Annotated in this window: 19 protein-coding genes and 3 tRNA genes; 19 read left to right on the top strand and 3 right to left on the bottom strand. The window is 55.8% G+C overall.

The features are described 5' to 3' along the window. Positions 1-37 precede the first annotated feature (37 nt). Positions 38-1,126 (bottom strand): pyrimidine utilization protein A, encoded by a 1,089-nt coding sequence (gene rutA, locus H4J77_RS07390; protein WP_123890563.1) that lies wholly within the window; start codon positions 1,124-1,126, stop codon positions 38-40. A 282-nt stretch (positions 1,127-1,408) separates the two neighbouring features. On the opposite strand from rutA, the gene rutR reads away from it, so the two are divergent. The 8 genes from rutR (at position 1,409) to H4J77_RS07430 (ending at position 9,324) form a co-directional block, all read left to right on the top strand. After that, positions 1,409-2,104: an HTH-type transcriptional regulator RutR gene (gene rutR / locus H4J77_RS07395; RefSeq protein WP_372237890.1), complete on the top strand. Its 696-nt coding sequence runs from the start codon at positions 1,409-1,411 to the stop codon at positions 2,102-2,104. Between the two features lie 336 nt (positions 2,105-2,440). Beyond that, a complete protein-coding gene (locus H4J77_RS07400) occupies positions 2,441-3,448 on the top strand; it encodes an isopenicillin N synthase family oxygenase (RefSeq protein WP_123890562.1) in 1,008 nt (335 codons plus the stop codon). A 1-nt stretch (position 3,449) separates the two neighbouring features. Continuing rightward, positions 3,450-3,836 (top strand): VOC family protein, encoded by a 387-nt coding sequence (locus H4J77_RS07405; protein WP_123890561.1) that lies wholly within the window; start codon positions 3,450-3,452, stop codon positions 3,834-3,836. 43 nt (positions 3,837-3,879) lie between these two features. Then, a complete protein-coding gene (locus tag H4J77_RS07410; RefSeq protein ID WP_123890560.1) occupies positions 3,880-4,971 on the top strand; it encodes a BMP family ABC transporter substrate-binding protein in 1,092 nt (363 codons plus the stop codon). Further along, complete coding sequence (locus H4J77_RS07415; RefSeq protein WP_123890559.1) at positions 4,968-6,488, top strand: ABC transporter ATP-binding protein; 1,521 nt, start codon at positions 4,968-4,970, stop codon at positions 6,486-6,488. Before H4J77_RS07410 ends, H4J77_RS07415 begins: the two co-directional genes overlap by 4 nt. Then, positions 6,481-7,575 (top strand): ABC transporter permease, encoded by a 1,095-nt coding sequence (locus tag H4J77_RS07420; RefSeq protein ID WP_123890558.1) that lies wholly within the window; start codon positions 6,481-6,483, stop codon positions 7,573-7,575. The genes H4J77_RS07415 and H4J77_RS07420 overlap by 8 nt, the downstream gene beginning before the upstream one ends. Next, positions 7,575-8,504: an ABC transporter permease gene (locus H4J77_RS07425; RefSeq protein WP_123890557.1), complete on the top strand. Its 930-nt coding sequence runs from the start codon at positions 7,575-7,577 to the stop codon at positions 8,502-8,504. The genes H4J77_RS07420 and H4J77_RS07425 overlap by 1 nt, the downstream gene beginning before the upstream one ends. Before the next feature lie 37 nt (positions 8,505-8,541). Beyond that, positions 8,542-9,324 carry an SDR family NAD(P)-dependent oxidoreductase gene (locus H4J77_RS07430; protein ID WP_123890556.1) on the top strand — a complete coding sequence of 261 codons (783 nt, stop codon included), beginning with the start codon at positions 8,542-8,544 and terminating at the stop codon, positions 9,322-9,324. Positions 9,325-9,375: 51 nt separating this feature from the next. Here H4J77_RS07430 and H4J77_RS07435 read toward each other — a convergent pair. Beyond that, positions 9,376-9,451, bottom strand: a tRNA-Asn gene (locus H4J77_RS07435). An 80-nt stretch (positions 9,452-9,531) separates the two neighbouring features. Beyond that, positions 9,532-10,734 (bottom strand): amino acid aminotransferase, encoded by a 1,203-nt coding sequence (locus H4J77_RS07440; protein ID WP_123890555.1) that lies wholly within the window; start codon positions 10,732-10,734, stop codon positions 9,532-9,534. A gap of 350 nt (positions 10,735-11,084) precedes the next feature. Between H4J77_RS07440 and uvrB the strand changes: the two genes are divergently transcribed. The 11 genes from uvrB (at position 11,085) to H4J77_RS07495 (ending at position 20,946) form a co-directional block, all read left to right on the top strand. Next, a complete protein-coding gene (gene uvrB, locus H4J77_RS07445) occupies positions 11,085-13,103 on the top strand; it encodes an excinuclease ABC subunit UvrB (protein ID WP_123890554.1) in 2,019 nt (672 codons plus the stop codon). Positions 13,104-13,250: 147 nt separating this feature from the next. Continuing rightward, positions 13,251-13,327: transfer RNA gene (locus H4J77_RS07450), tRNA-Val, on the top strand. 178 nt (positions 13,328-13,505) lie between these two features. Then, positions 13,506-15,431 carry a threonine--tRNA ligase gene (gene thrS, locus H4J77_RS07455; protein WP_123890553.1) on the top strand — a complete coding sequence of 642 codons (1,926 nt, stop codon included), beginning with the start codon at positions 13,506-13,508 and terminating at the stop codon, positions 15,429-15,431. Then, complete coding sequence (infC, locus tag H4J77_RS07460; protein WP_177412355.1) at positions 15,428-15,979, top strand: translation initiation factor IF-3; 552 nt, start codon at positions 15,428-15,430, stop codon at positions 15,977-15,979. Before thrS ends, infC begins: the two co-directional genes overlap by 4 nt. Before the next feature lie 61 nt (positions 15,980-16,040). Beyond that, positions 16,041-16,235 (top strand): 50S ribosomal protein L35, encoded by a 195-nt coding sequence (rpmI, locus tag H4J77_RS07465; RefSeq protein ID WP_092283775.1) that lies wholly within the window; start codon positions 16,041-16,043, stop codon positions 16,233-16,235. A 23-nt stretch (positions 16,236-16,258) separates the two neighbouring features. Further along, a complete protein-coding gene (gene rplT / locus H4J77_RS07470) occupies positions 16,259-16,615 on the top strand; it encodes a 50S ribosomal protein L20 (RefSeq protein ID WP_092283773.1) in 357 nt (118 codons plus the stop codon). A 105-nt stretch (positions 16,616-16,720) separates the two neighbouring features. Further along, the gene (gene pheS, locus H4J77_RS07475) at positions 16,721-17,725 is read left to right on the top strand and encodes a phenylalanine--tRNA ligase subunit alpha (RefSeq protein WP_123890551.1); all 1,005 of its coding nucleotides are present in this window, start codon (positions 16,721-16,723) and stop codon (positions 17,723-17,725) included. A 39-nt stretch (positions 17,726-17,764) separates the two neighbouring features. Beyond that, a complete protein-coding gene (gene pheT, locus H4J77_RS07480) occupies positions 17,765-20,146 on the top strand; it encodes a phenylalanine--tRNA ligase subunit beta (protein WP_123890550.1) in 2,382 nt (793 codons plus the stop codon). Positions 20,147-20,149: 3 nt separating this feature from the next. Next, positions 20,150-20,452, top strand: a complete 303-nt coding sequence (gene ihfA, locus H4J77_RS07485; protein ID WP_083727852.1) for an integration host factor subunit alpha — start codon at positions 20,150-20,152, stop codon at positions 20,450-20,452. Then, complete coding sequence (locus H4J77_RS07490) at positions 20,433-20,792, top strand: MerR family transcriptional regulator (protein ID WP_123890549.1); 360 nt, start codon at positions 20,433-20,435, stop codon at positions 20,790-20,792. The genes ihfA and H4J77_RS07490 overlap by 20 nt, the downstream gene beginning before the upstream one ends. Before the next feature lie 77 nt (positions 20,793-20,869). Then, positions 20,870-20,946: transfer RNA gene (locus H4J77_RS07495), tRNA-Pro, on the top strand. Positions 20,947-20,957 lie beyond the last annotated feature (11 nt).

The raw sequence follows: 20,957 nt of genomic DNA on the forward strand, positions 1-20,957 counted from the left end.
GGCGCGTAGCCAACTACCGGGCTGCTTGAACTGTTCATCAAGCGCTCTCCAACATGTCGACTACGTGCTTGCGACTCTTCATCAGCGGCTGGATCTTTTGACCGAAGTTTTCGATGCCTTCAACAAAATCATCAAAGGTGAGCATCACGCCGCTGGTGGCCGGTACTTCTGCGATTTCGTCGAGCATTTTGGCGACATTCTCGAAAGAGCCGACCAGGGTGCCCATGTTGATATTGACGGCTGAAGTGGGGTCAGCCATCTGACGAATATTGGTATCGCCCTTGGACTTGGTGTCGGCGGCGCCTTGCTGTCCCAGCCAGGCGACCGCTTCTTCATCAACGCCTTCTTTATAAGAGTCCCAACGGGCACGGGCGGCTTCGTCGGTCTCGTCGGCAATCACCATAAAGAGCGCTACCGAGGAAACGTCGCGGCCGCTCTCGGCGATGGCGTGCTCCAGTCGCTCTGCGGTGGGGGCGAAGGCCTTGGGCGTATTCACACCCTTGCCGAAGCAGAAGTTGTAATCGGCATACTTGGCGGTAAAGGCCATACCAGCTTCACTCTGACCGGCGCAGATAATCTTCATGTCGGCCTGCGGTTTTGGGCTTACTCGGCAATCTTCCATCTGGAAGTGCTCGCCCTTGAAGTCGCTGGTACCGGTGTTCCACAAGTCACGCAGCACGGTGGCATATTCGCTCAGGTATTCGTACCGGTTGGCAAAGAACTCATCGCCGGGCCACAACCCCATTTGTGAGTACTCGGGTTTCTGCCAGCCAGTGACCAGGTTGACCCCAAAACGGCCATGGGAGATGGAGTCGATGGTTGACGCCATGCGCGCAACGATCGCGGGTGGGATAGTCAGAGTAGCGGCGGTGGCGAACAGCTGGATGCGTTCTGTTACTGCAGCCAAGCCAGCCATTAGCGTGAAGGATTCCAGGTTGTGCTCCCAGAATTCAGTCTCGCCGCCAAAGCCGCGCAGTTTGATCATCGAGAGCGCAAACTCGAAGCCATAATGTTCGGCACGCTGGACTATGGTCTTGTTCAAATCGAAGGTCGGCATGTATTGCGGTGCGTTTTTTGAGATCAGCCAGCCGTTATTGCCAATGGGGATGAAGATGCCTACGTTCATTGCTCTGCCCTCAGGGTCTGGTAATAGAGTTGCCTCAGTGCAGGCAGGGTTGCACTGCACTTTGGCTGTACGAAGGCAAAAGCATCAAGCGTGCCATATTCAGGTTTTCTTTATTTATCAATGGCCTGATTGTTTTTATCTAACTATCACGGACCAGTTAGTCCGAATTAGAGCACTTGGTTTGTGCGCCTCGGTCCGAATTGGGGCGTTGAGCAAGGCTTGAGCTATAGGCAGTACAAGAGGGTAGAATGCGGTCAACCAAGGGATGAGGCTGGAACCAGAGTGAGCAAACAGATACCACGGCCAGGTGTGCCTGCGAAGAAGCCAACGGCAAGAAGCCGGGTGCCAAGCGAGGCAACATTAAACAGACGCAAGCGCCTGATGGAGACCAAGCGCAGCGCAATTATGGAAGCCGCGCTGGATATCTTCTCGCGCTATGGGCTGCACGGCACCAGCCTCGACCAGGTAGCCAGCCAGGCCGATGTATCCAAAACCAATCTGCTGTACTACTTCGCATCCAAGGATGACTTGTACATCAATGTATTGCGTCAGTTGATGGAGGTATGGCTGCGTCCCTTGCAGGCTTTTACCGTTGAGCAGGATCCGGTGGAAGCGATTGGTGACTACTTAAAGGTCAAGCTCGAGCTGTCGCGTGATCATCCAGCCGAGTCACGCTTGTTCTGTCTTGAGGTGATTCAAGGGGCGCCATTGCTTCTGGAAGAACTGAGTACATCACTGCGCGATATTGTCGAGTCCAAGGTTGCGGTCATCAATGCCTGGATTGCCGCCGGCAAGCTCGCCCCGATTGAACCTCACCATCTTATCTTTTCGCTTTGGGCAACGACCCAGCACTATGCCGACTTTCGGGTGCAAGTAGAGGCGGTGTCCGGGCGCACGCTCGACGACCCTGCTTTCTTCGCTGAAACGCTGGCCAACCTCAAGCTGCTGGTCCTGCAGGGTATTTGTCCTCGGCCTTGATGCTGCCAGGCATTCCCCATGTTTGCAGTCTTTACCCTCCAGAAGGCGCTAGATAGTGCAAGGTGGTGCGGCCAATAACCTCTGTATACCTGGCATTGCCGCCCCGTTATTGGGCTGTCCGCACAAACCGGGTGCTCTGAATCAGACCAGTTGATCAAAGTTAAGCCTCGGCAAATCTTCAATACCTTGTTATTCAAAGAAAAAGCGTTATTGGCATAGTTGCTGCAATTGTTTTCCTCGTTCGGAAACGGCGGGCGATTTGATTCGTCTGCGGATTCTTCAGTTCGGGTAGCTGGTTGAGCTGGCGCCTGAGTTTTAGTCGGAGGATGCAATCGTATGACGCTTCACTATGTTCCCATCATCGATCTTGGCCCCTATTTCAGCGGAACCGCCGAGGGCAAGGCGGCTGTGGCCAAAGCAGTCAATCAAGCGTGTCGTGATATTGGTTTTCTGGTTATTACTCAGCATCAGATCCCCGCCGAGTTGATTGAGCGCGTCAGCAAATTAACCAGCCAATTCTTCGATTTGCCTATGGATGAAAAACGCAAGGCAAACAGGCCGCGCCCGGATATGGTGCGCGGTTACAGTGCAGTGGCCGAAGAGAGTCTCTCGTACTCCATGGAAGAAGCCGCGCCCGGTGACCTGAAAGAATCCTTTTCGATCGGACCATTGAATGTGCCAGATGAACCTTATTACTCAGAGGAACAGGCGGGTCCGCACTTTGCGCCTAATGTCTGGCCCACGGCGTTGCCCGGATTTGATGCAGCTTACGCGGAGTACTTTGAGGCGATGGGTGATCTGGCCCGAAGCCTGATGCGTATTTTTGCGCTGGCGCTGGCGCTGCCGGAAACCTTCTTCGACGACAAGATCGACAACCACATCAGCATGTTTCGCAGCCTGCGTTATCCGCATCTCAAAGAGGGTATCGAGGACGGCCAATTGCGTGCTGGTGCCCATACCGACTACGGCAGCCTGACCATCGTTAAACCCGACGGTGCCCTCGGCGGACTGCAGGTGTGCAACCGCGAAGGCGAGTGGGTCGATGTGCCCTACGTTGAAGACGGTTTCGTGGTCAATATTGGTGACCTGATGATGCAGTGGACCAACGACCAGTGGATCTCGACCCTGCACCGCGTGGTGAACCCGCCGGAAGACGTAGAAGGCGAGCAGCAGCGGCAGTCGCTGGTGTTCTTCCATCAACCCAACTACGACGTGATGGTTGAGTGTTTGCCGAGCTGTTTGCCAGAAGGCGAGACACCACGCTACGCACCGGTTAGCTCGGGTGATCATCTGCAATCCAAGTTTGTCCGTCAGACGACTTTTGGCGGGAGCAAGGTGGCCTGATATGAGCAAACTTTCTTATGTAAACGTCTTTGCTCGCGATATCGACGCGTTGAGCGGTTTCTATCAGCGCGTGTTCGGCTTCCCGGAAGTCGAGGCTATTCGCTCACCGATTTTTCGCGGTCTTGACGCTGGTACCTGCTGCATCGGTTTTAATGCGCCCGACGCTTATGACCTGCTGCACCTTACCGAGTATGCAGAAACCAGCGGCTGCAAGTTCCTGTTGAATATCGATGTCGACAGCCCCGATGACGTGGACCGAATGGTACCGATCGCCTGCGAGCACGGCGCTACTCTGATCAAGTCGCCCTATACCACTTATTACAACTGGTATCAGGCCGTTCTGATCGACCCGGAAGGTAATGTTTTCCGGATCAACCACATGCTTTAACCCCTGTTTATTCAGATTACCCACCGCAAGAAGGATTTTGGCAATGAAAAAACTGCTCACGGGCACCTTGTGTGCTCTGGCCGCGTGCGGCCTGATGAACTCTGCTTCGGCGGAAGAAGACGGCTTTACCCTCAAGGGGCCGGCGAAAATCGCCATGCTTTATATCAGCCCACGCAATGACGGTGGCTGGACCCAGGCCTTTGATGAAGCGCGCCAACGCCTGGAAACCGATATTGATCAGAAGATTCAGTACGTGGAGAGCGTGCCGGAAACAGCATCAGCCATCAAACCAACAGTTGAACGTCTTATTCAGCGTGGCTCCAACATCATCATCGGCACTGCCTTTGGTTACTCCGATACCTTCAAGGAGTTGGCGGACAAGTATCCCGATGTGGCGTTCCTGAACGGCTCAGGCACAACCAACTCCGACAATCTGGAATCTTTCTACGGTCGTACCTATGAAAGTCAGTACCTGTGCGGTATGGCGGCTGGTGCAGCATCGCCAACGGGCAAGCTGGGTTTTGTCGCGGCCAACCCCTTTGGCCAGGTTAACTGGACCGTGAACGCCTTCGCCATGGGCGCTCAGGAAATGAATCCCGACGCGACCGTTACGGTTATTTACACCGGCGCCTGGAATGATCCGGTCAAGGAACGCGCCGCAGCTACGGCTCTGATTGATCAGGGCGCAGATGTTATTGGCCAGCATGTTGATAGCCCAACGCCGCAAATCGTTGCGCAAGAGCGTGGTGTTTATGGCACCGGCCACCACCGCGATATGAGCGAGTTTGCCCCTGAAGCCACCGTGTGTTCTTCCGTCTGGGTGTGGGATCGCTTTCTGGCTCCCGAGCTGAAGAAAATCATGGCGGGGAACTGGCATCCTGCCGAGAACGGCGCGTTATTGTCGATGGAGCAGGGCGGTACTGACGTTTCCTGCTGTGGCAAGGCCGTTAGCGACGAAGACAAGGCCGAGATCATGGCGGCGCGCGACGAGCTGCTCAAGGGTGAGAAGCTGATTTACGCTGGCCCGATTTCCGACCGTGACGGCAACGTCAAAGCGGCAGAGGGAGAGAGCCTGGATGACGGCCAACTGTGGTCGATGGATTGGTTCGTCAAGGGAGTGGTTACCCAGCAATGAGTCATACGAACGCGATCCAACTCGATGCCGTCAGCAAATCCTTTGACGGCTTCAAGGCCCTTTCCGAGGCATCCTTTACTGCCTGCTGGGGCGAAGTCCATGCCCTGTTGGGTGAGAATGGCGCAGGCAAGTCGTCATTGATGAACATTGCCGCTGGGCTCTATGCACCGGAAACCGGATCGCTGTTCATTGACGACAACCTGGTGCGCCTCAAAGGGCCACTGGATGCAGCAAACCAGGGCATCGGGATGGTGCATCAGCACTTCAAGCTGGTCAAACCCTTCACCGTAGTGGAGAACATACTGCTGGGCTTGCGCACGGAGCAGGCCCTCGGTTACCGCAAACGCTTGCAGCAAACCGCCGAGGACATCAAGGCCATGGCGGCCAAGCTGGGATTCAGCATTGATCCCTTTGCGCGGGTTGATCAGTTATCGGTTGCCGAGCAGCAGCGCGTTGAGATTCTCAAGGTGCTGTTGGCCGGTGCTCGTATTCTGATTCTGGATGAACCTACTGCAGTACTCACCGATGCGGAAGCAGAGAACCTGCTGACCACGGTGACCAATTTTGCTCATCAGGAGGGCGCTGCCGTCATCCTGGTGACGCACAAAATGAATGACGTCATGCGCTACGCCGATCAAGTGACGGTGATGCGCAGCGGTCGCACGGTCGCCAGCCTCAAGCCGCAATCAGTGTCGGTTGGCGAGCTGGTCAAGCTCACCGTGGGCGATGCGCCAACGCCACCGCAGATCCCTGCCAGCCGCGCGGCCGGCGAGGTAAAGCTCGAGGTGAGCGATCTGCGCTCCAGTGATCCTGATTCTCCGGTATTGCGTGGCGTAAACCTGAGTCTGCGCGCCGGTGAGATCTATGGTATCGCCGGTGTCGGCGGTAACGGTCAGAGCGAGTTGGCCAACGCTCTCATGGGGTTACCGGAACCGGTCAGCGGCAGCATGGCGCTGGTTGGCGAGGGTGACCTGAGCGGGCTGAGCGCGGCCCGGCGGCGCGAACTCGGCATCGCCTGTATTCCCGCGGATCGCTACAGCGCGGCGCTGGCGGCGCCGTTATCGATCAGCGACAACTTCGCTATGGGCGAGATTCACAGTGGACGCTACGGCCCTTTCTGGTTCCTGCGTCGCGGCCGCATTGACGCCGATACCGCAGCCGCCGTCAGCGAATTTGATGTGCAGGGCGTACGCTCGCTGCAGCAGAAAGCCGCACTCTTGTCGGGCGGCAATGCGCAGAAGCTGGTGATCGCCCGCGAATTCAACCGGCAACCTCAATTGGTCATTGTGCATAGCCCCAGCCGTGGCCTGGATGTGCGCGCTACGTTGGCGGTGCATGAGCGGCTACGCAGTGCGCGTGATGCAGGTGCTGGGGTGTTGCTGATCAGCGAAGACCTCGATGAAGTAATGGCGCTGGCAGATCGCATTGGTGTGATGTCGGCGGGACGTATTATTGGCGAGTTTGCCCAACCGGCAGACCGCCAGGCGATAGGGCAGGCCATGGTGAACCATGTTTGATGCAACGAACTTTCAACCCTTGCTGGCACGGCGTTATACGCTGGAAGTCCGTCAGCAAATGGCCTGGTACTGGCAGGCTGTGGTCATCGCGCTGGCATTGGTAGTTGGTCTGCTGATATCGGCAGGGATTCTGGTAGCTGCCGGGGTTCCAGCTGGCGAGCTGCTCAACGAGTTTGTGATTCTTACCCTGTTTGATAGCCAGAGCCTGCGGGCGGTGCTGTTTCAGGCGGCGCCGCTGATCATGGTTGGGCTGGCAGGCTGCCTGGCGTTCCGCGCCCGGTTCTGGAACCTGGGGCTTGAAGGGCAGATGATCTGGGGCGCAATTGGCGCCACGGCCATCTCTTTATTCGAGATCGGACCGCCGTCGCTGCGCTTGCCGCTGATGATGGCGTCGGCACTGATTTGCGGCCTGTTGTGGGCGCTCGCGCCAGTGCTGTTGAAGCTGCACCTCAAGGTCAACGAAATTATCTCGACCCTGATGCTCAATTACATCGCCCTGAACTTCCTGCTGCACCTGGTCTACGGCAGCTGGAAAGACCCGCGTGACAACTTCCCCTATTCACCACAGTACCGCGCTTTTGAACGCTTGCCAGAGCTGTTCGACGGGCTGAGCCTGGCCGTGGTTCTGGCCTTGCTGGTGGCCCTCTTTGTACTCTGGTTTACCGGCGTATCGCGGGCAGGTTTGTATCTGCGCTTTGTCGATAACAGCCCCGGTGTGGCGCGCGCCGTGGGTGTGCCGGTCAGCCGAGTGATTCTGGGCACGGTATTGCTGTCAGGCGCCCTGGCTGGGCTTGCCGGATTCATGGTGACGGCGGGGCAAGAGGGCCGCTTAACTCATTCGTTCTACGCAGGTTATGGCTTCTCGGGCATCCTGATCGCCTTTCTGGCGCGCAACCAACCGATTGCGGCTACCGTTGTCGCGTTGCTGGTCGCCACCCTGTTTGTGGCCGGGCGTAGCTTGCAGGTGTTCTATCAGATTCCCTTCTCTATGGTGCAGTTGATACAGGCCATTCTGGTGATCTGTGTCGCGTCATCCGAGTTTTTCATTCGTCACCGTATTCGCCGTATACAGGGAGGGCAGGGCTGATGAATATGATTGCAAGCTGGATTGGCAATATCCCCGACTTCGCCGTGCCCTTCGCGCTGGCGGCATTGGGCTTGATCATTATCGAGCGCACAGGCGTCTTGGCGCTGGGCGCAGAGGGCTTGATGCTGGTGGGCGCCTTGTCAGGTATCGGTGCGTCGCTGATGACCAGTGGCTCTACCTTCTGGGCCTTGATCATCGCCATGATAGCGGCTGCGGTGGTCTCGCAGTTGTTCGCGCTCATGGTACTGGTCATGCGTATCAACCAGGTGATTGCCGGGCTGGCGCTGGTGTTTTTCTGTCAGGGGCTGACCGGGTTGCTGGGTACGCTGATGAACTGGACCAACAAACCGGTACCGGGCCTGCACGCACAGCCATTGTGGCCGCTGTCGGAGTTGCCGGTGGTAGGCAAGCTGTTTATCCAGAATCCGGTGGTCTATTTAACCCCCATCATCTTTCTGTTGGTCGTGCTGGTGCTGAATCGCACGGTGCTGGGTCTGCGCATGCGGGCGGTGGGTGAGAACCCGCAAGCAGCGGATGCCGCCGGTATTCCGGTGTTGGCTTACCGCTGCGCCGCGATTGCCGCTGGCTCGGCGCTGATCGGCCTGGCGGGTGCCTACATCTCGGTGTTAAGCACCAAAATGTGGATCGCCGATATGGTCGGTGGTCGCGGTTGGATCGCCGTGGCGCTGATTATCTTTGCGCGCTGGTCACCCTGGAAGGCATTAGCCGGTGCGGTGCTCTTTGGTTGTATTGAAGCCTTGATTCCTCAGATGGCGGCCTCGGGCATTCGTCTGCCGCAGTATTTCGTCTTTATGACCCCGTATGCGGTCACCCTTGGGGTGATGATCTGGGTGGCTATTGTCAGTCGTGATAACAGCAGCCAGCCGGGCGCCTTGGGCGAGCCCTTTATTCGCGAGGAGCGCCGCTGAGGCGGCATCCGCTACTTACTGAAAACAGGATATTTGCATGCAAGGTGTAGCTTTGATTACGGGCGCAACCTCCGGTTTCGGCGCTGCCAGTGCACGACAGTTGGCGTCGCAGGGCTGGCCACTGATTATTTGCGGCCGCCGTCAGGAACGGTTGGACAAGCTGGCCGCCGAGTTATCGCCCAGCACGCCGGTTCTGGCGTTACAAATGGACGTGCGAGACGCACTGGCGGTATCACGAGCCATCGACGAATTGCCGGCCGCTTTCGCGGATATTCAGCTGCTGGTCAACAATGCCGGTTTGGCGCTAGCGCCGGGCCCGGCTCAGCAGGCGGACTTGAGTGACTGGCATACCATGATCGATACCAATATTACTGGCTTGGTCAATGTTACTCACGCGGTGCTGCCGCGATTGATTGCCTGGGGGGCGGGGGCCAGTGTGATCAATATTGGTTCAACGGCATCCGGCAACCCTTATCCGGGCAGCCATGTTTACGGTGCCAGTAAAGCCTTCGTTCAGCAGTTTTCCTTTAACCTGCGCTGCGACCTGCAAGGTACCGGCGTGCGAGTGACAGACCTGTCGCCGGGCATTGCCGAAACCGAGTTCAGTCTGGTGCGCAACGCGGGTAACGAGAGCGCAGCCGATGCGGTCTACCGCGATACCGTGCCACTGTCAGCGGATGATGTAGCAGAGCAGGTGGCTTATATCGCCGCCTTACCAGCCCACATGAACATCAACCGTCTGGAAATCGTGCCGGTGCGACAAGCCTGGGGGCCTTACGCTATTCACCGCGACGCGGTTGAGCAAGAACAGACCGCATAAGGCATAAATAGCAGACATTAAAAAACCCGGATTAACCGGGTTTTTTCAATTTGGCTCCGCGACCAGGACTCGAACCTGGGACCCAATGATTAACAGTCATTTGCTCTACCAACTGAGCTATCGCGGATCGGACGCTGCGCACTTTATCAAAATAGTGATTAAAGTCAACGTCTTGAAGCCTTATTGTGATGCACTTTAGCGTTGTGATCAGCCCTTGAGCACGGCGGCCATGGCATTGGCTACCGCATCAATGTTGCTGGTATTCAACGCGGCGACGCAGATGCGCCCACTGCCCACGGCGTAGATGCCAAACTCATCAGCCAGGCGAGCAACCTGTTCTTTAGTCAGGCCCGAGTAGGAAAACATGCCGCGCTGATGTTGGATGAAGCTGACATCGGTCTGTACGCCAGCGGCTTGTAGCTTGGCGACCAAGGCGCTGCGCATGTCGCGAATGCGGTCGCGCATCTCTGCCAGCTCTTCTTCCCATAGCTGATATAGCTCAGGTGAATTAAGAACAGCTGCAACGACCTTGGCGCCATGGGTCGGCGGGTTGGAGTAGTTGGTGCGGATCACGCGCTTGAGTTGCGAAAGTACCGGTGCGGTCTCTGTCTGATCGGCGGTCACCAGTGTGAGTGCGCCCACGCGTTCGCCGTAGAGCGAGAACGACTTGGAGAAGGAGCTGGCAACCAGGAACGCCAGACCCGATTCAGCAAACAGGCGTACCGCAAACGCATCATCTTCCAGGTTTTCGCCAAAACCCTGATAGGCGATATCCAGGAACGGCACGTGCTTACGGCGAGAGACTACATCGATCACCTTGGCCCAGTCGGCCAGTCCCAGGTCTACCCCGGTAGGGTTGTGGCAGCAGGCATGCAGTACAACGACGGTACCTTCCGGTAGGGCTTCCAGGCCAGCCAGCATGCCGTCGAGGTCCAGGCCGTGGGTGGCTGGATCGTAGTAGGGGTAGTCGACTACCTCGTAGCCCGCTGCCTCAAACAGTGAGCGGTGGTTTTCCCAGCTTGGGTTGCTGATGGCAACCATGCGCTTGTTGGTCTGACGGTAGAGAAAATCGGCACCCAGCTTCAGCGCGCCAGTGCCGCCGAGGGATTGGGCGGTGATCAGGCGGCCGGACTCCAGTAGCGCAGCGTCACTACCAAACAGCAGCTTCTGCACAGCCAGATCGTAGGAAGCAAGGCCATCGATGGGCAGATAGGCTCGGGCAGCATGTTCGGCAACACGCGCTTCTTCGGCTTGCTGCACGGCGCGCAGTAGCGGCACCTTGCCATTCTCATTGCAGTAAACCCCGACCCCAAGATTGACCTTGTCAGCACGGGTATCAGCGCCAAAGGCTTCATTCAAACCAAGGATGGGATCACGCGGGGCCAGTTCAACCGGGGAAAACACACTCATGATATGGGCTAACTCGATACAGGTGAATGGAAGGTGTCGGGCTATGCCTTGCGCAGACTAGTGAAACGTGGCTGCGTTGCCAAGGCGGCGTTAAAAGTCGCCAAACAATGCGTATTTACACTACGTAAACTTTGCTTGTTCGGCAATTTTTGCCTGGTCTTGGCTGTCTCGCCAGTGCTTTTCAGCAGCAAGCGAGCGGCCGTTCATTATAGAGAAGTGATTGCAGAACTCCAATCGGGTTTCCAAGCGAGGTTGCGAGTTAATCGGCCTGTTAACGTTGCTGCAGGCGGACAGGGCGTCTTGTGCGTTATGATGGGGGTTTGTCGCAGAACCACGGAGTACGTCCGTCGATGACTGAATTCAATCTGCAAACCCGGTTCGAGCCAGCCGGTGATCAACCTACCGCTATCAAGCAGTTGGTGGAGGGGCTCGAGGCAGGGCTTTCACATCAAACGCTACTGGGGGTAACCGGTTCCGGCAAGACCTTCACCATTGCCAATGTTATCCAGCAGATGCAGCGCCCTACAATTATCATGGCGCCTAACAAGACCCTGGCAGCGCAGCTTTATGGTGAATTTCGCGAGTTCTTCCCGCACAACGCGGTTGAGTACTTCGTTTCCTACTACGACTACTACCAGCCTGAAGCCTATGTGCCTTCCTCAGATACCTTTATTGAGAAAGACGCCTCGGTTAATGATCATATCGAGCAGATGCGCTTGTCGGCCACCAAGGCTTTGTTGGAGCGTCCCGACGCCATCATAGTCGCGACCGTCTCGGCGATTTACGGTCTGGGCGATCCCAAATCCTACTTGCGCATGGTGTTGCATGTGGACCGTGGCGATCACCTGGATCAGCGTACCTTGCTGCGTCGGTTGGCCGAGTTGCAGTACACCCGTAACGACATGGAGTTGGCGCGCGCCAACTATCGGGTGCGGGGCGATGTGATTGATGTGTTTCCCGCTGAGTCGGATTTGGAGGCCATCCGCATTGAGCTGTTTGACGATATCGTGGAAACCATCAGTTTCTTTGATCCGTTGACAGGTGAGGTTTTACGTAAGGTTCCGCGCGTAACTGTCTATCCTAAAAGCCATTATGTGACGCCACGTGAGACATTGCTTGAAGCCGTAGAGAAGATCAAGGTCGAGCTGGCTGAGCGCCTTGAGGTGCTCAAGGCGGAGAATAAGCTGGTGGAAATGCAGCGCCTTGAGCAGCGCACGCGCTTTGATCTCGAGATGATCATGGAGCTTGGCTACTGCAACGGCATTGAAAACTACTCGCGCTATTTGTCGGGTAGAGAGCAGGGCGGCGCGCCGCCGACGCTGTTTGACTACTTGCCCGAGAACGCCTTGTTGATCATCGATGAGTCGCACGTGTCGGTGCCGCAGGTCGGCGCTATGTACAAAGGCGATCGCTCGCGCAAGGAAACCCTGGTCAATTATGGTTTTCGCCTGCCGTCGGCACTGGATAACCGTCCTATGCGTTTTGACGAGTGGGAGGCGATATCGCCGCAGGCCATCTTCGTGTCTGCTACGCCTGGGCCCTACGAGGCAGATCATGCGGGTCGCGTGGTCGAGCAGGTGGTGCGCCCCACGGGCCTGGTTGATCCAGTGATTGAGGTTCGGCCGGCAACCACTCAGGTCGACGACCTGCTGTCTGAGATCAGTCTGCGGGTAGAGCAGGGTGACCGGGTATTGGTTACGGTGCTGACCAAGCGCATGGCCGAGGATCTGACCGATTACATGGCTGATCACGGCGTCCGAGTACGTTACCTGCATTCCGATATCGATACGGTGGAGCGGGTAGAGATCATTCGCGACCTCAGGATTGGTACTTTTGATGTGTTGGTTGGCATTAACTTGTTGCGTGAAGGTCTTGATATGCCTGAGGTTTCTCTCGTGGCAATTCTGGATGCTGATAAAGAGGGCTTTTTGCGTTCTGAGCGCTCATTGATTCAGACCATCGGTCGCGCTGCGCGTAACCTGAACGGCAAGGCCATCCTTTATGCTGATCGCATGACGGGCTCAATGGAGCGAGCTATTGGCGAAACCGATCGCCGCCGCGAAAAGCAGATCGCCTTTAATAAGGAACATGGCATCACGCCCAGGGGTGTAACCAAGAGTGTTGCGGATATCCTTGAAGGTGCTGTGGTGCCCGGTAGTCGATCGAATCGTCGCAAAAAGCTGAAAGCGGCTGAAGACGCTGCCGACTACAAAGCCAGTGAGTTGCGCACGCCGGCGGAGATTGGCAAGCGGATCAAGCACCTGGAAGAGAAGATGTATCAATATGCCCGCGATCTAGAATTCGAGTCTGCAGGCCAATTGCGGGATGAGATTCAGCAGCTACGTGATCAGCTGGTCCGGTTGGGTTGAGCCAAACGGTTAGAAAGAGAAGTAGGCGGCTGAAGGGTTAAGTGCGGTAACTTGATTGTTTATTGTACAAAGTCGGGTTTAATCGTATTTTTCAGTCACTTATGCTTGACAGGGTTCCGGTTGCTGCGTAAAGTTCGCGGCCATTGCAGGCACGTAGCTCAGTTGGTTAGAGCACCACCTTGACATGGTGGGGGTCGTTGGTTCGAATCCAATCGTGCCTACCAAATTTAAACCCGGTCCTTGTGACCGGGTTTTTTGTTTTTACGCCGTTTGGAGCGCTTCTGCAGTAGCCTGATGAGGGCTGCCGACGATCGTGAGTCGGTACGAACTGTAGCGAGCAGTCCGAATGGATTTTTCATCATGTGGCCTTGCGTAGGGGTCACCACTGAGCAGGAGCGACACATGCCCATTATTACCCTCCCTGACGGCAGTCAGCGTCCCTTTGATCACTCTGTTTCCGTTGCTGATGTAGCCCAATCTATTGGTGCTGGTCTGGCCAAAGCCACCATTGCCGGCAAAGTTGACGGCAGACTGGTTGATGCTTGTGATCTGATCGAGCAAGACGCAACGTTGCAGATCATTACCGCAAAGGATGAAGAGGGGTTGGAAATAATCCGCCACTCCTGCGCGCACCTGATCGGTCATGCCGTCAAGCAGCTGTACCCGACCGCCAAGATGGTGATTGGTCCGGTAATCGATGAAGGCTTCTATTACGACATTGCCTACGAGCGTCCCTTTACGCCCGAAGACATGGCGGCCATTGAAGCGCGCATGCGCGAACTGATCGCGACTGATTACGACGTAATCAAGAAAGTGACTCCACGTGACGATGTGATCAAGGTGTTCGCAGAGCGTGGCGAAGAGTACAAGCTGCGGCTGGTCGAAGACATGCCCGATGAAAAAGCCATGGGCCTGTACTACCACGAAGAATATGTCGACATGTGCCGTGGTCCGCACGTGCCGAACACTCGTTTCCTGAAGGCGTTCAAGCTGACGCGTATTTCCGGCGCCTACTGGCGCGGCGATGCCAAGAACGAGCAGTTGCAGCGCATCTATGGCACTGCCTGGGCAGATAAGAAACAACTGGCTGCTTATATTCAGCGCATGGAAGAGGCCGAGAAGCGTGACCATCGCAAGATCGGTAAGCGTCTTGATCTGTTTCACATGCAGGAAGAAGCGCCGGGCATGGTGTTCTGGCACCCACACGGCTGGTCTGTCTATCAGGTGCTTGAGCAATACATGCGCCAGGTTCAGCGCGATGGCGGCTATAAAGAGATCAAGACACCACAGGTAGTCGACCGCGTGTTGTGGGAGCGCTCAGGTCACTGGGAGCACTATTCCGAAGCGATGTTTACCACGCATTCGGAAAGCCGCGACTACGCCATCAAGCCAATGAACTGCCCCTGTCATATTCAGGTGTTCAACCAGGGCTTGAAGAGCTACCGCGAATTGCCGCTGCGCCTTGCGGAATTTGGCTCTTGTCACCGTAATGAGCCTTCCGGTTCGCTTCACGGTTTGATGCGTGTACGTGGGTTTACCCAGGATGACGCGCACATCTTCTGTACCGATGAGCAGGTCAAGAAGGAAGCGGCTGAGTTTATTGCGCTTACTTTGCAGGTTTATAAGGACTTCGGCTTCGATGATGTCGAGCTGAAGCTGTCCACTCGTCCGGAAAGTCGCGTTGGCGACGACGCACTCTGGGATCAGGCCGAGCAGGGGCTCGAAGCCGCTCTTAATGAGGCTGGCCTGGATTGGGAGCTGCAGCCGGGCGAGGGCGCCTTTTATGGACCGAAGATCGAATTCTCCCTGCGCGACTGCATTGGCCGGGTATGGCAATGTGGCACTCTGCAGTTGGACTTTATGCTGCCGGGCCGCCTTGGCGCGCAGTACGTAGCAGAAGACGGCGCACGCAAAACGCCGGTCATGCTGCACCGCGCAATTTTAGGATCATTTGAACGATTCATCGGAATTCTGATCGAACATTACGCCGGCGACTTCCCGGCTTGGTTGGCGCCTACCCAGGCGGCAGTCCTCAATATCACCGATAATCAGGCGGAATATTGTGCAAAAGTAGAGAAAACCCTAAATGAAATGGGTTATCGCGCTGTTGCGGACTTGAGAAACGAGAAGATCGGCTTTAAAATCCGTGAGCATACTTTGCAAAAGACCCCCTATCTCCTGGTAATTGGTGATAGAGAAGTTGAATCGCACACAGTGGCCGTGCGTACGCGGGAGGGTAAAGATCTGGGTTCAATGACTGTAACCGAGTTTTCTGAATTCCTGTCCCGCTCAGTATCATTAAGAGGCCGCCCGAATTCGGAGTTATAACGATTAAACGCGAGATGAGACAAGACAAAAGAGCCGCACAACGCCCGCCGATCAATGAAAATATCACGGCGCGCGAAGTGCGCCTGATTGGCGCCGATGGTGAACAAATCGGTATCGTGTCCATTCAGGAAGCATTGGCTAACGCTGAGGAGGCCAAGCTAGACCTGGTTGAAATCTCCCCTGATGCAGAGCCGCCGGTATGTCGCGTTATGGACTACGGCAAGAGTATCTTCGAAAAGAAGAAACAGCAGGCTGCTGCTCGGAAGAATCAAAAACAGATTCAAGTTAAAGAAATCAAGTTTCGTCCAGGGACGGAAGATGGAGACTATAAGGTCAAGCTTCGCAACCTTATTCGTTTCTTGTCTGACGGGGACAAGGCCAAGGTATCCTTGCGATTCCGTGGCCGCGAGATGGCACATCAGGAGCTGGGGATGGAGTTGTTGAAACGGGTCGAAGCTGACCTGCTTGAATACGGCACTGTCGAACAGCACCCGAAAATGGAAGGTCGTCAGCTGATGATGGTCCTCGCCCCCAAAAAGAAAAAGTAATCTCCAGGGCAACGCCAGGCCTTGCGATTATCTGATGCACTTCACTGTGGAGTAACTGAACATGGCAAAGATGAAAACCAAAAGCGCAGCAGCCAAGCGCTTCAAGAAAACCGGGAACGGCATTAAGCACAAGCATGCTTTCAAGAGCCACATCCTGACCAAGATGAGCACTAAGCGTAAGCGTCAACTGCGTGGCACTCAGCAGCTTAATGCTGCCGATGTCCAGAAAGTCGAACGCATGTTGCGTCTCCGTTAAGTCTAAGGTCGAGGATATAAAGAATGGCTCGTGTTAAGCGTGGTGTAATGGCGCGTAAGCGTCACAAGAAAGTTCTCAAACTGGCTAAAGGCTACTACGGTGCGCGTTCACGCGTATTCCGCGTTGCCAAACAGGCCGTTATCAAAGCTGGTCAGTATGCGTATCGTGACCGCAAGCAGCGTAAGCGTCAGTTCCGCGCGCTGTGGATTGCTCGTATCAACGCTGGCGCTCGTCAGAACGGCATGTCTTACAGCCGTCTGATTGCTGGCTTGAAAAAGTCGTCCATCGAGATCGATCGCAAGGTTCTGGCTGATCTGGCTGTGAACGAAAAAGCGGCGTTTACCGCGATTGTCGAAAAAGCAAAGGCTAGCCTGGCTTAAGCCCTCGTTACGACAATCACCGCGCTGCAAGGCGTGGTTGGCAACGTCAATGATAGGGGAAGAGCCTCAACGCTCTTTCCCTATTTTTGTTTCTGGAGTTTGTAAATGGAAAACCTTGACGCCCTGGTCTCCCAAGCCCTTGACGCTATCGAGCAGGCAGCTGATGTCAATGCGCTGGAGCAGATCCGCGTGCAGTACCTAGGCAAGAAGGGCGAGCTGACTCAGGTGATGAAAACCCTGGGCAATATCCCGGCCGAAGATCGACCCAAAGTAGGCGCCATGGTCAATGAAGCCAAAGAGCGCGTATCCAGTGTGCTTAATGCACGCAAGAACGAGATGGAAGCGTCAGCGCTGAACGCCAAGTTGGCTGCTGAGCGTGTTGATGTGACGCTGCCTGGTCGCGGCCAGCTAAGCGGTGGCCTGCATCCGGTCACGCGCACCATGGAGCGCATAGAACAGATTTTTGCCCACGTCGGTTATACCGTCGAGGAAGGTCCTGAAGTAGAGGACGACTACCATAACTTTGAAGCGCTCAACATTCCCGGCCACCACCCGGCGCGGGCAATGCATGACACCTTCTATTTTAATGCCAATACCCTGTTGCGGACTCATACTTCACCGGTTCAGGTGCGCACCATGGAGGCCACGCAGCCGCCGATTCGGATCATTTGTCCGGGTCGTGTCTACCGCTGTGATTCTGATCAGACTCACTCCCCAATGTTTCATCAGGTTGAAGGCTTGCTGATTGACGAGGGTGTGAGCTTTGCCGATCTGAAGGGGACCATCGAGCAGTTCCTGCGCGAATTCTTCGAGGCAGATCTGGAAGTGCGTTTCCGTCCTTCGTTCTTTCCCTTCACCGAGCCTTCTGCCGAAGTGGATATCCGCCGCACCGTAGTCAAGAACGGTGAAGAGAAGGCCGATTGGCTTGAAGTACTGGGTTGCGGCATGGTGCATCCCGATGTGTTGCGTATGTCGGGCATCGACCCGGAAAAATACCAGGGGTTTGCTTTTGGTATGGGCGTAGAGCGCCTGACCATGCTGCGTTACGGCGTGGGCGATTTGCGCATTTTCTTCGATAACGATCTGCGTTTTCTTGAGCAGTTTCGCTGAGCGCCGCACCCGCAACCCTTTTGAAAGCAGGAATCAATAATGAAATTCAGTGAACAGTGGCTGCGCACCTGGGTTAACCCCGCCGTCTCCCGTGACGAGCTGGTAGCGCGCCTGTCCATGACCGGACTCGAAGTAGACAGCGTCACCCCAGCCGCTGGCGCGTTCAGCGGCGTGGTAGTTGGTGAGATTGTCAGTGCCGAGCAACACCCGGATGCCGACAAATTGCGTGTTTGCCAAGTTAGTAACGGCAGCGAGCAGTTCCAGGTAGTCTGTGGTGCCCCGAACGCGCGCGTGGGTATCAAAATACCCTTCGCCATGGTCGGTGCCGTCCTGGGCGATGACTTCAAGATCAAGAAAGCCAAGCTGCGTGGCGTCGAATCCTTCGGCATGCTGTGTTCTGCTGCCGAACTGAAGCTGTCCGAAGATCACGACGGTCTGTACGAACTGCCGTCAGACGCGCCTGCTGGTCAGGATGTGCGTGAATACCTCGGGCTGGACGATGCGATCATTGAGGTCGATCTGACGCCAAACCGTGGTGACTGCCTGTCGATTGCCGGCCTGGCCCGGGAAGTGGGTGCTAACTATGGCGCTGCAGTGACACGCGTGCAGGTTGACGCTGTCGCCGCAACGCACGATGACGTGCGCCCGGTCGAGCTGTTGGCGCCGCAGGCCTGCCCACGCTACCTGGGTCGCGTGATCCGCAATGTCGACCTGTCCCGACCGACTCCGCTGTGGATGGTCGAGCGTCTGCGTCGCAGCGATATTCGCAGTATCGACGCCGTGGTGGATATCACCAACTATGTCATGCTTGAGCTGGGTCAGCCGCTGCATGCCTTCGATCTCGCCGAGATCAAGGGCGGCATTCGCGTGCGATTGGCCGAAGAGGGCGAGAAGCTGGTGCTGCTCGATGGCCAGGAAATCACCCTGCGCGCTGATACCCTGGTAATCGCTGACCACGAACGTCCTCTGGCTATGGCCGGTATCATGGGCGGCGAACACAGTGGCGTAAGCACAGGTACACAGGATCTGTTTCTGGAAAGTGCCTTCTTCGACACTATTGCCATTGCTGGTAAAGCGCGTGGCTACAGCCTGCATACCGACTCTTCGCACCGCTTCGAGCGCGGCGTGGATTGGCAGCTGCAGCGCGAGGCCATGGAGCGTGCTACTGCGCTTATTCTCCAGATCGTTGGCGGTGAGCCGGGCCAGGTGATTGAGGCGGTAGAGCAGGGCGAGCTGCCGACACTGAAGCAGATCATCCTGCGCGGCGAGCGCATCAATCAGATGCTCGGCATGCAAATGAGCCACACTGATGTAGTTGGCTATTTGACAGGCCTGGGCCTGACTGTTACCGCACAAGGTGAAGGTCAATGGCAGGTAGATGTGCCTAGTCACCGCTTTGATATCAGCATCGAAGTGGACCTGATCGAAGAGTTGGCGCGCTTGTATGGCTATAACCGCCTACCGGCAACTGCACCTACCGCAGCACTCAACCTGACGGCCAAGCCAGAAACCCTTGGCGAACTGCCAACGCTGCGCCGTCTGCTGGTTGCCCGTGGTTACCACGAAGCCATTACTTACAGCTTCATCGAGCCGGGCCTGAGCAAGCAGTTTGAGCCGGAAATCGAACCCTTGGCGCTGGCCAATCCGATCTCTACCGATATGGCGGTTATGCGTCCGTCGCTGTGGCCGGGCTTGAGCAAAGCGCTGCAATATAACCAGAACCGCCAGCAAGGTCGCGTTCGCTTGTTTGAAAGCGGTTTGCGCTTTGTGCCACAAGCCGATGGTGAGTTGCTGCAAGAGCGCATGCTATCTGGTATCGCCTGCGCCACACGCTTGCCGGAAGGCTGGGCCAATGGTGCTGATAAGCTCGACTTCTTTGATGTTAAAGCTGATGTTGAAGCAATCCTGGGCAATGGTGGGGCAGCAGACGCCTACACCTTTATTCCCGTCGAGCATCCGGCCTTGCATCCTGGCCAGAGCGCCAGTATCCAGCGCAATGGTGAACAAGTTGGCTTGTTGGGTGCGCTGCATCCCAAGCTGGCCGCTGATCTTGATCTGAATGGGCCGGTTTTTGTGTTCGAGTTGGCATTGGCAAAGATTTGCCAAGGCAAATTGCCGCGATTCAGCGAATTGTCGCGCTTCCCTGAGGTCAGAAGAGACATAGCGCTAGTAGTAGACCGCACTGTGCTGGCCGAAGATTTGTTGTCTTGTATTCGACGCGAAGCGGGCGAGCACTTGAAAAACCTCAGGTTGTTTGATGTTTATGAGGGCAAAGGTATTGATCCGCATAGAAAAAGCATGGCTATCGGCTTGACCTTGCAGAATTCCTCGCGCACTCTAACGGATGAAGAGGTGAATGCTGTCATGGACAGAGTGCTGCAGTCCTTGGAGCAAGGGTTCAATGCCACACTAAGGAAATAGCCTATGGGGGCTCTGACGAAAGCGGAAATGGCTGAGCGGCTCTATGAAGAGCTAGGGTTTAATAAGCGCGAAGCCAAAGAGCTGGTTGAATTGTTTTTCGAAGAAATTCGTAATGCATTGGAGACCAATGAGCAGGTCAAATTGTCCGGATTTGGCAATTTTGATCTGCGTGACAAACGTCAGCGTCCCGGACGCAATCCCAAGACGGGTGAAGAGATCCCTATTACCGCCAGGCGGGTAGTGACTTTTCGCCCGGGACAAAAACTCAAGGCAAGAGTAGAAGCCTATGCTGGAACCCAGCCATAACGACGAACTGCCGGCGATTCCCGGCAAACGCTATTTCACCATTGGTGAAGTCAGCGAGCTTTGTGCAGTAAAACCTCATGTTCTGCGTTATTGGGAGCAGGAATTTCCGCAACTTTCACCGGTGAAGCGTCGTGGGAATCGTCGTTATTATCAGCGTCAGGATGTGCTGATGATTCGTCAGATCCGCGGGTTGCTTTACGATCAAGGCTTTACCATCGGCGGTGCGCGTCAGCGTTTATCCGGTGATGAAGCGAAGGACGATGTAACTCAGTACAAGCAGCTGATCCGTCAGACTATTGCCGAGTTGGAAGAAGTTCTGAGTGTGTTGCGCGTGCGCTGATATCGAAAAAAAACTTTCGCATTTCAGATAGTTAATGTATCATGCGACCCGCTTCGACAGACAAATCGAAGCATCGTCGGGGCGTAGCGCAGCCTGGTAGCGCACTTGCATGGGGTGCAAGGGGTCGAGTGTTCGAATCACTCCGTCCCGACCAAATTCAATAGA

The sequence above is a fragment of the Pseudomonas sp. 5Ae-yellow genome, assembly GCF_014077575.1.
Classification (GTDB): domain Bacteria; phylum Pseudomonadota; class Gammaproteobacteria; order Pseudomonadales; family Pseudomonadaceae; genus Halopseudomonas; species Halopseudomonas neustonica.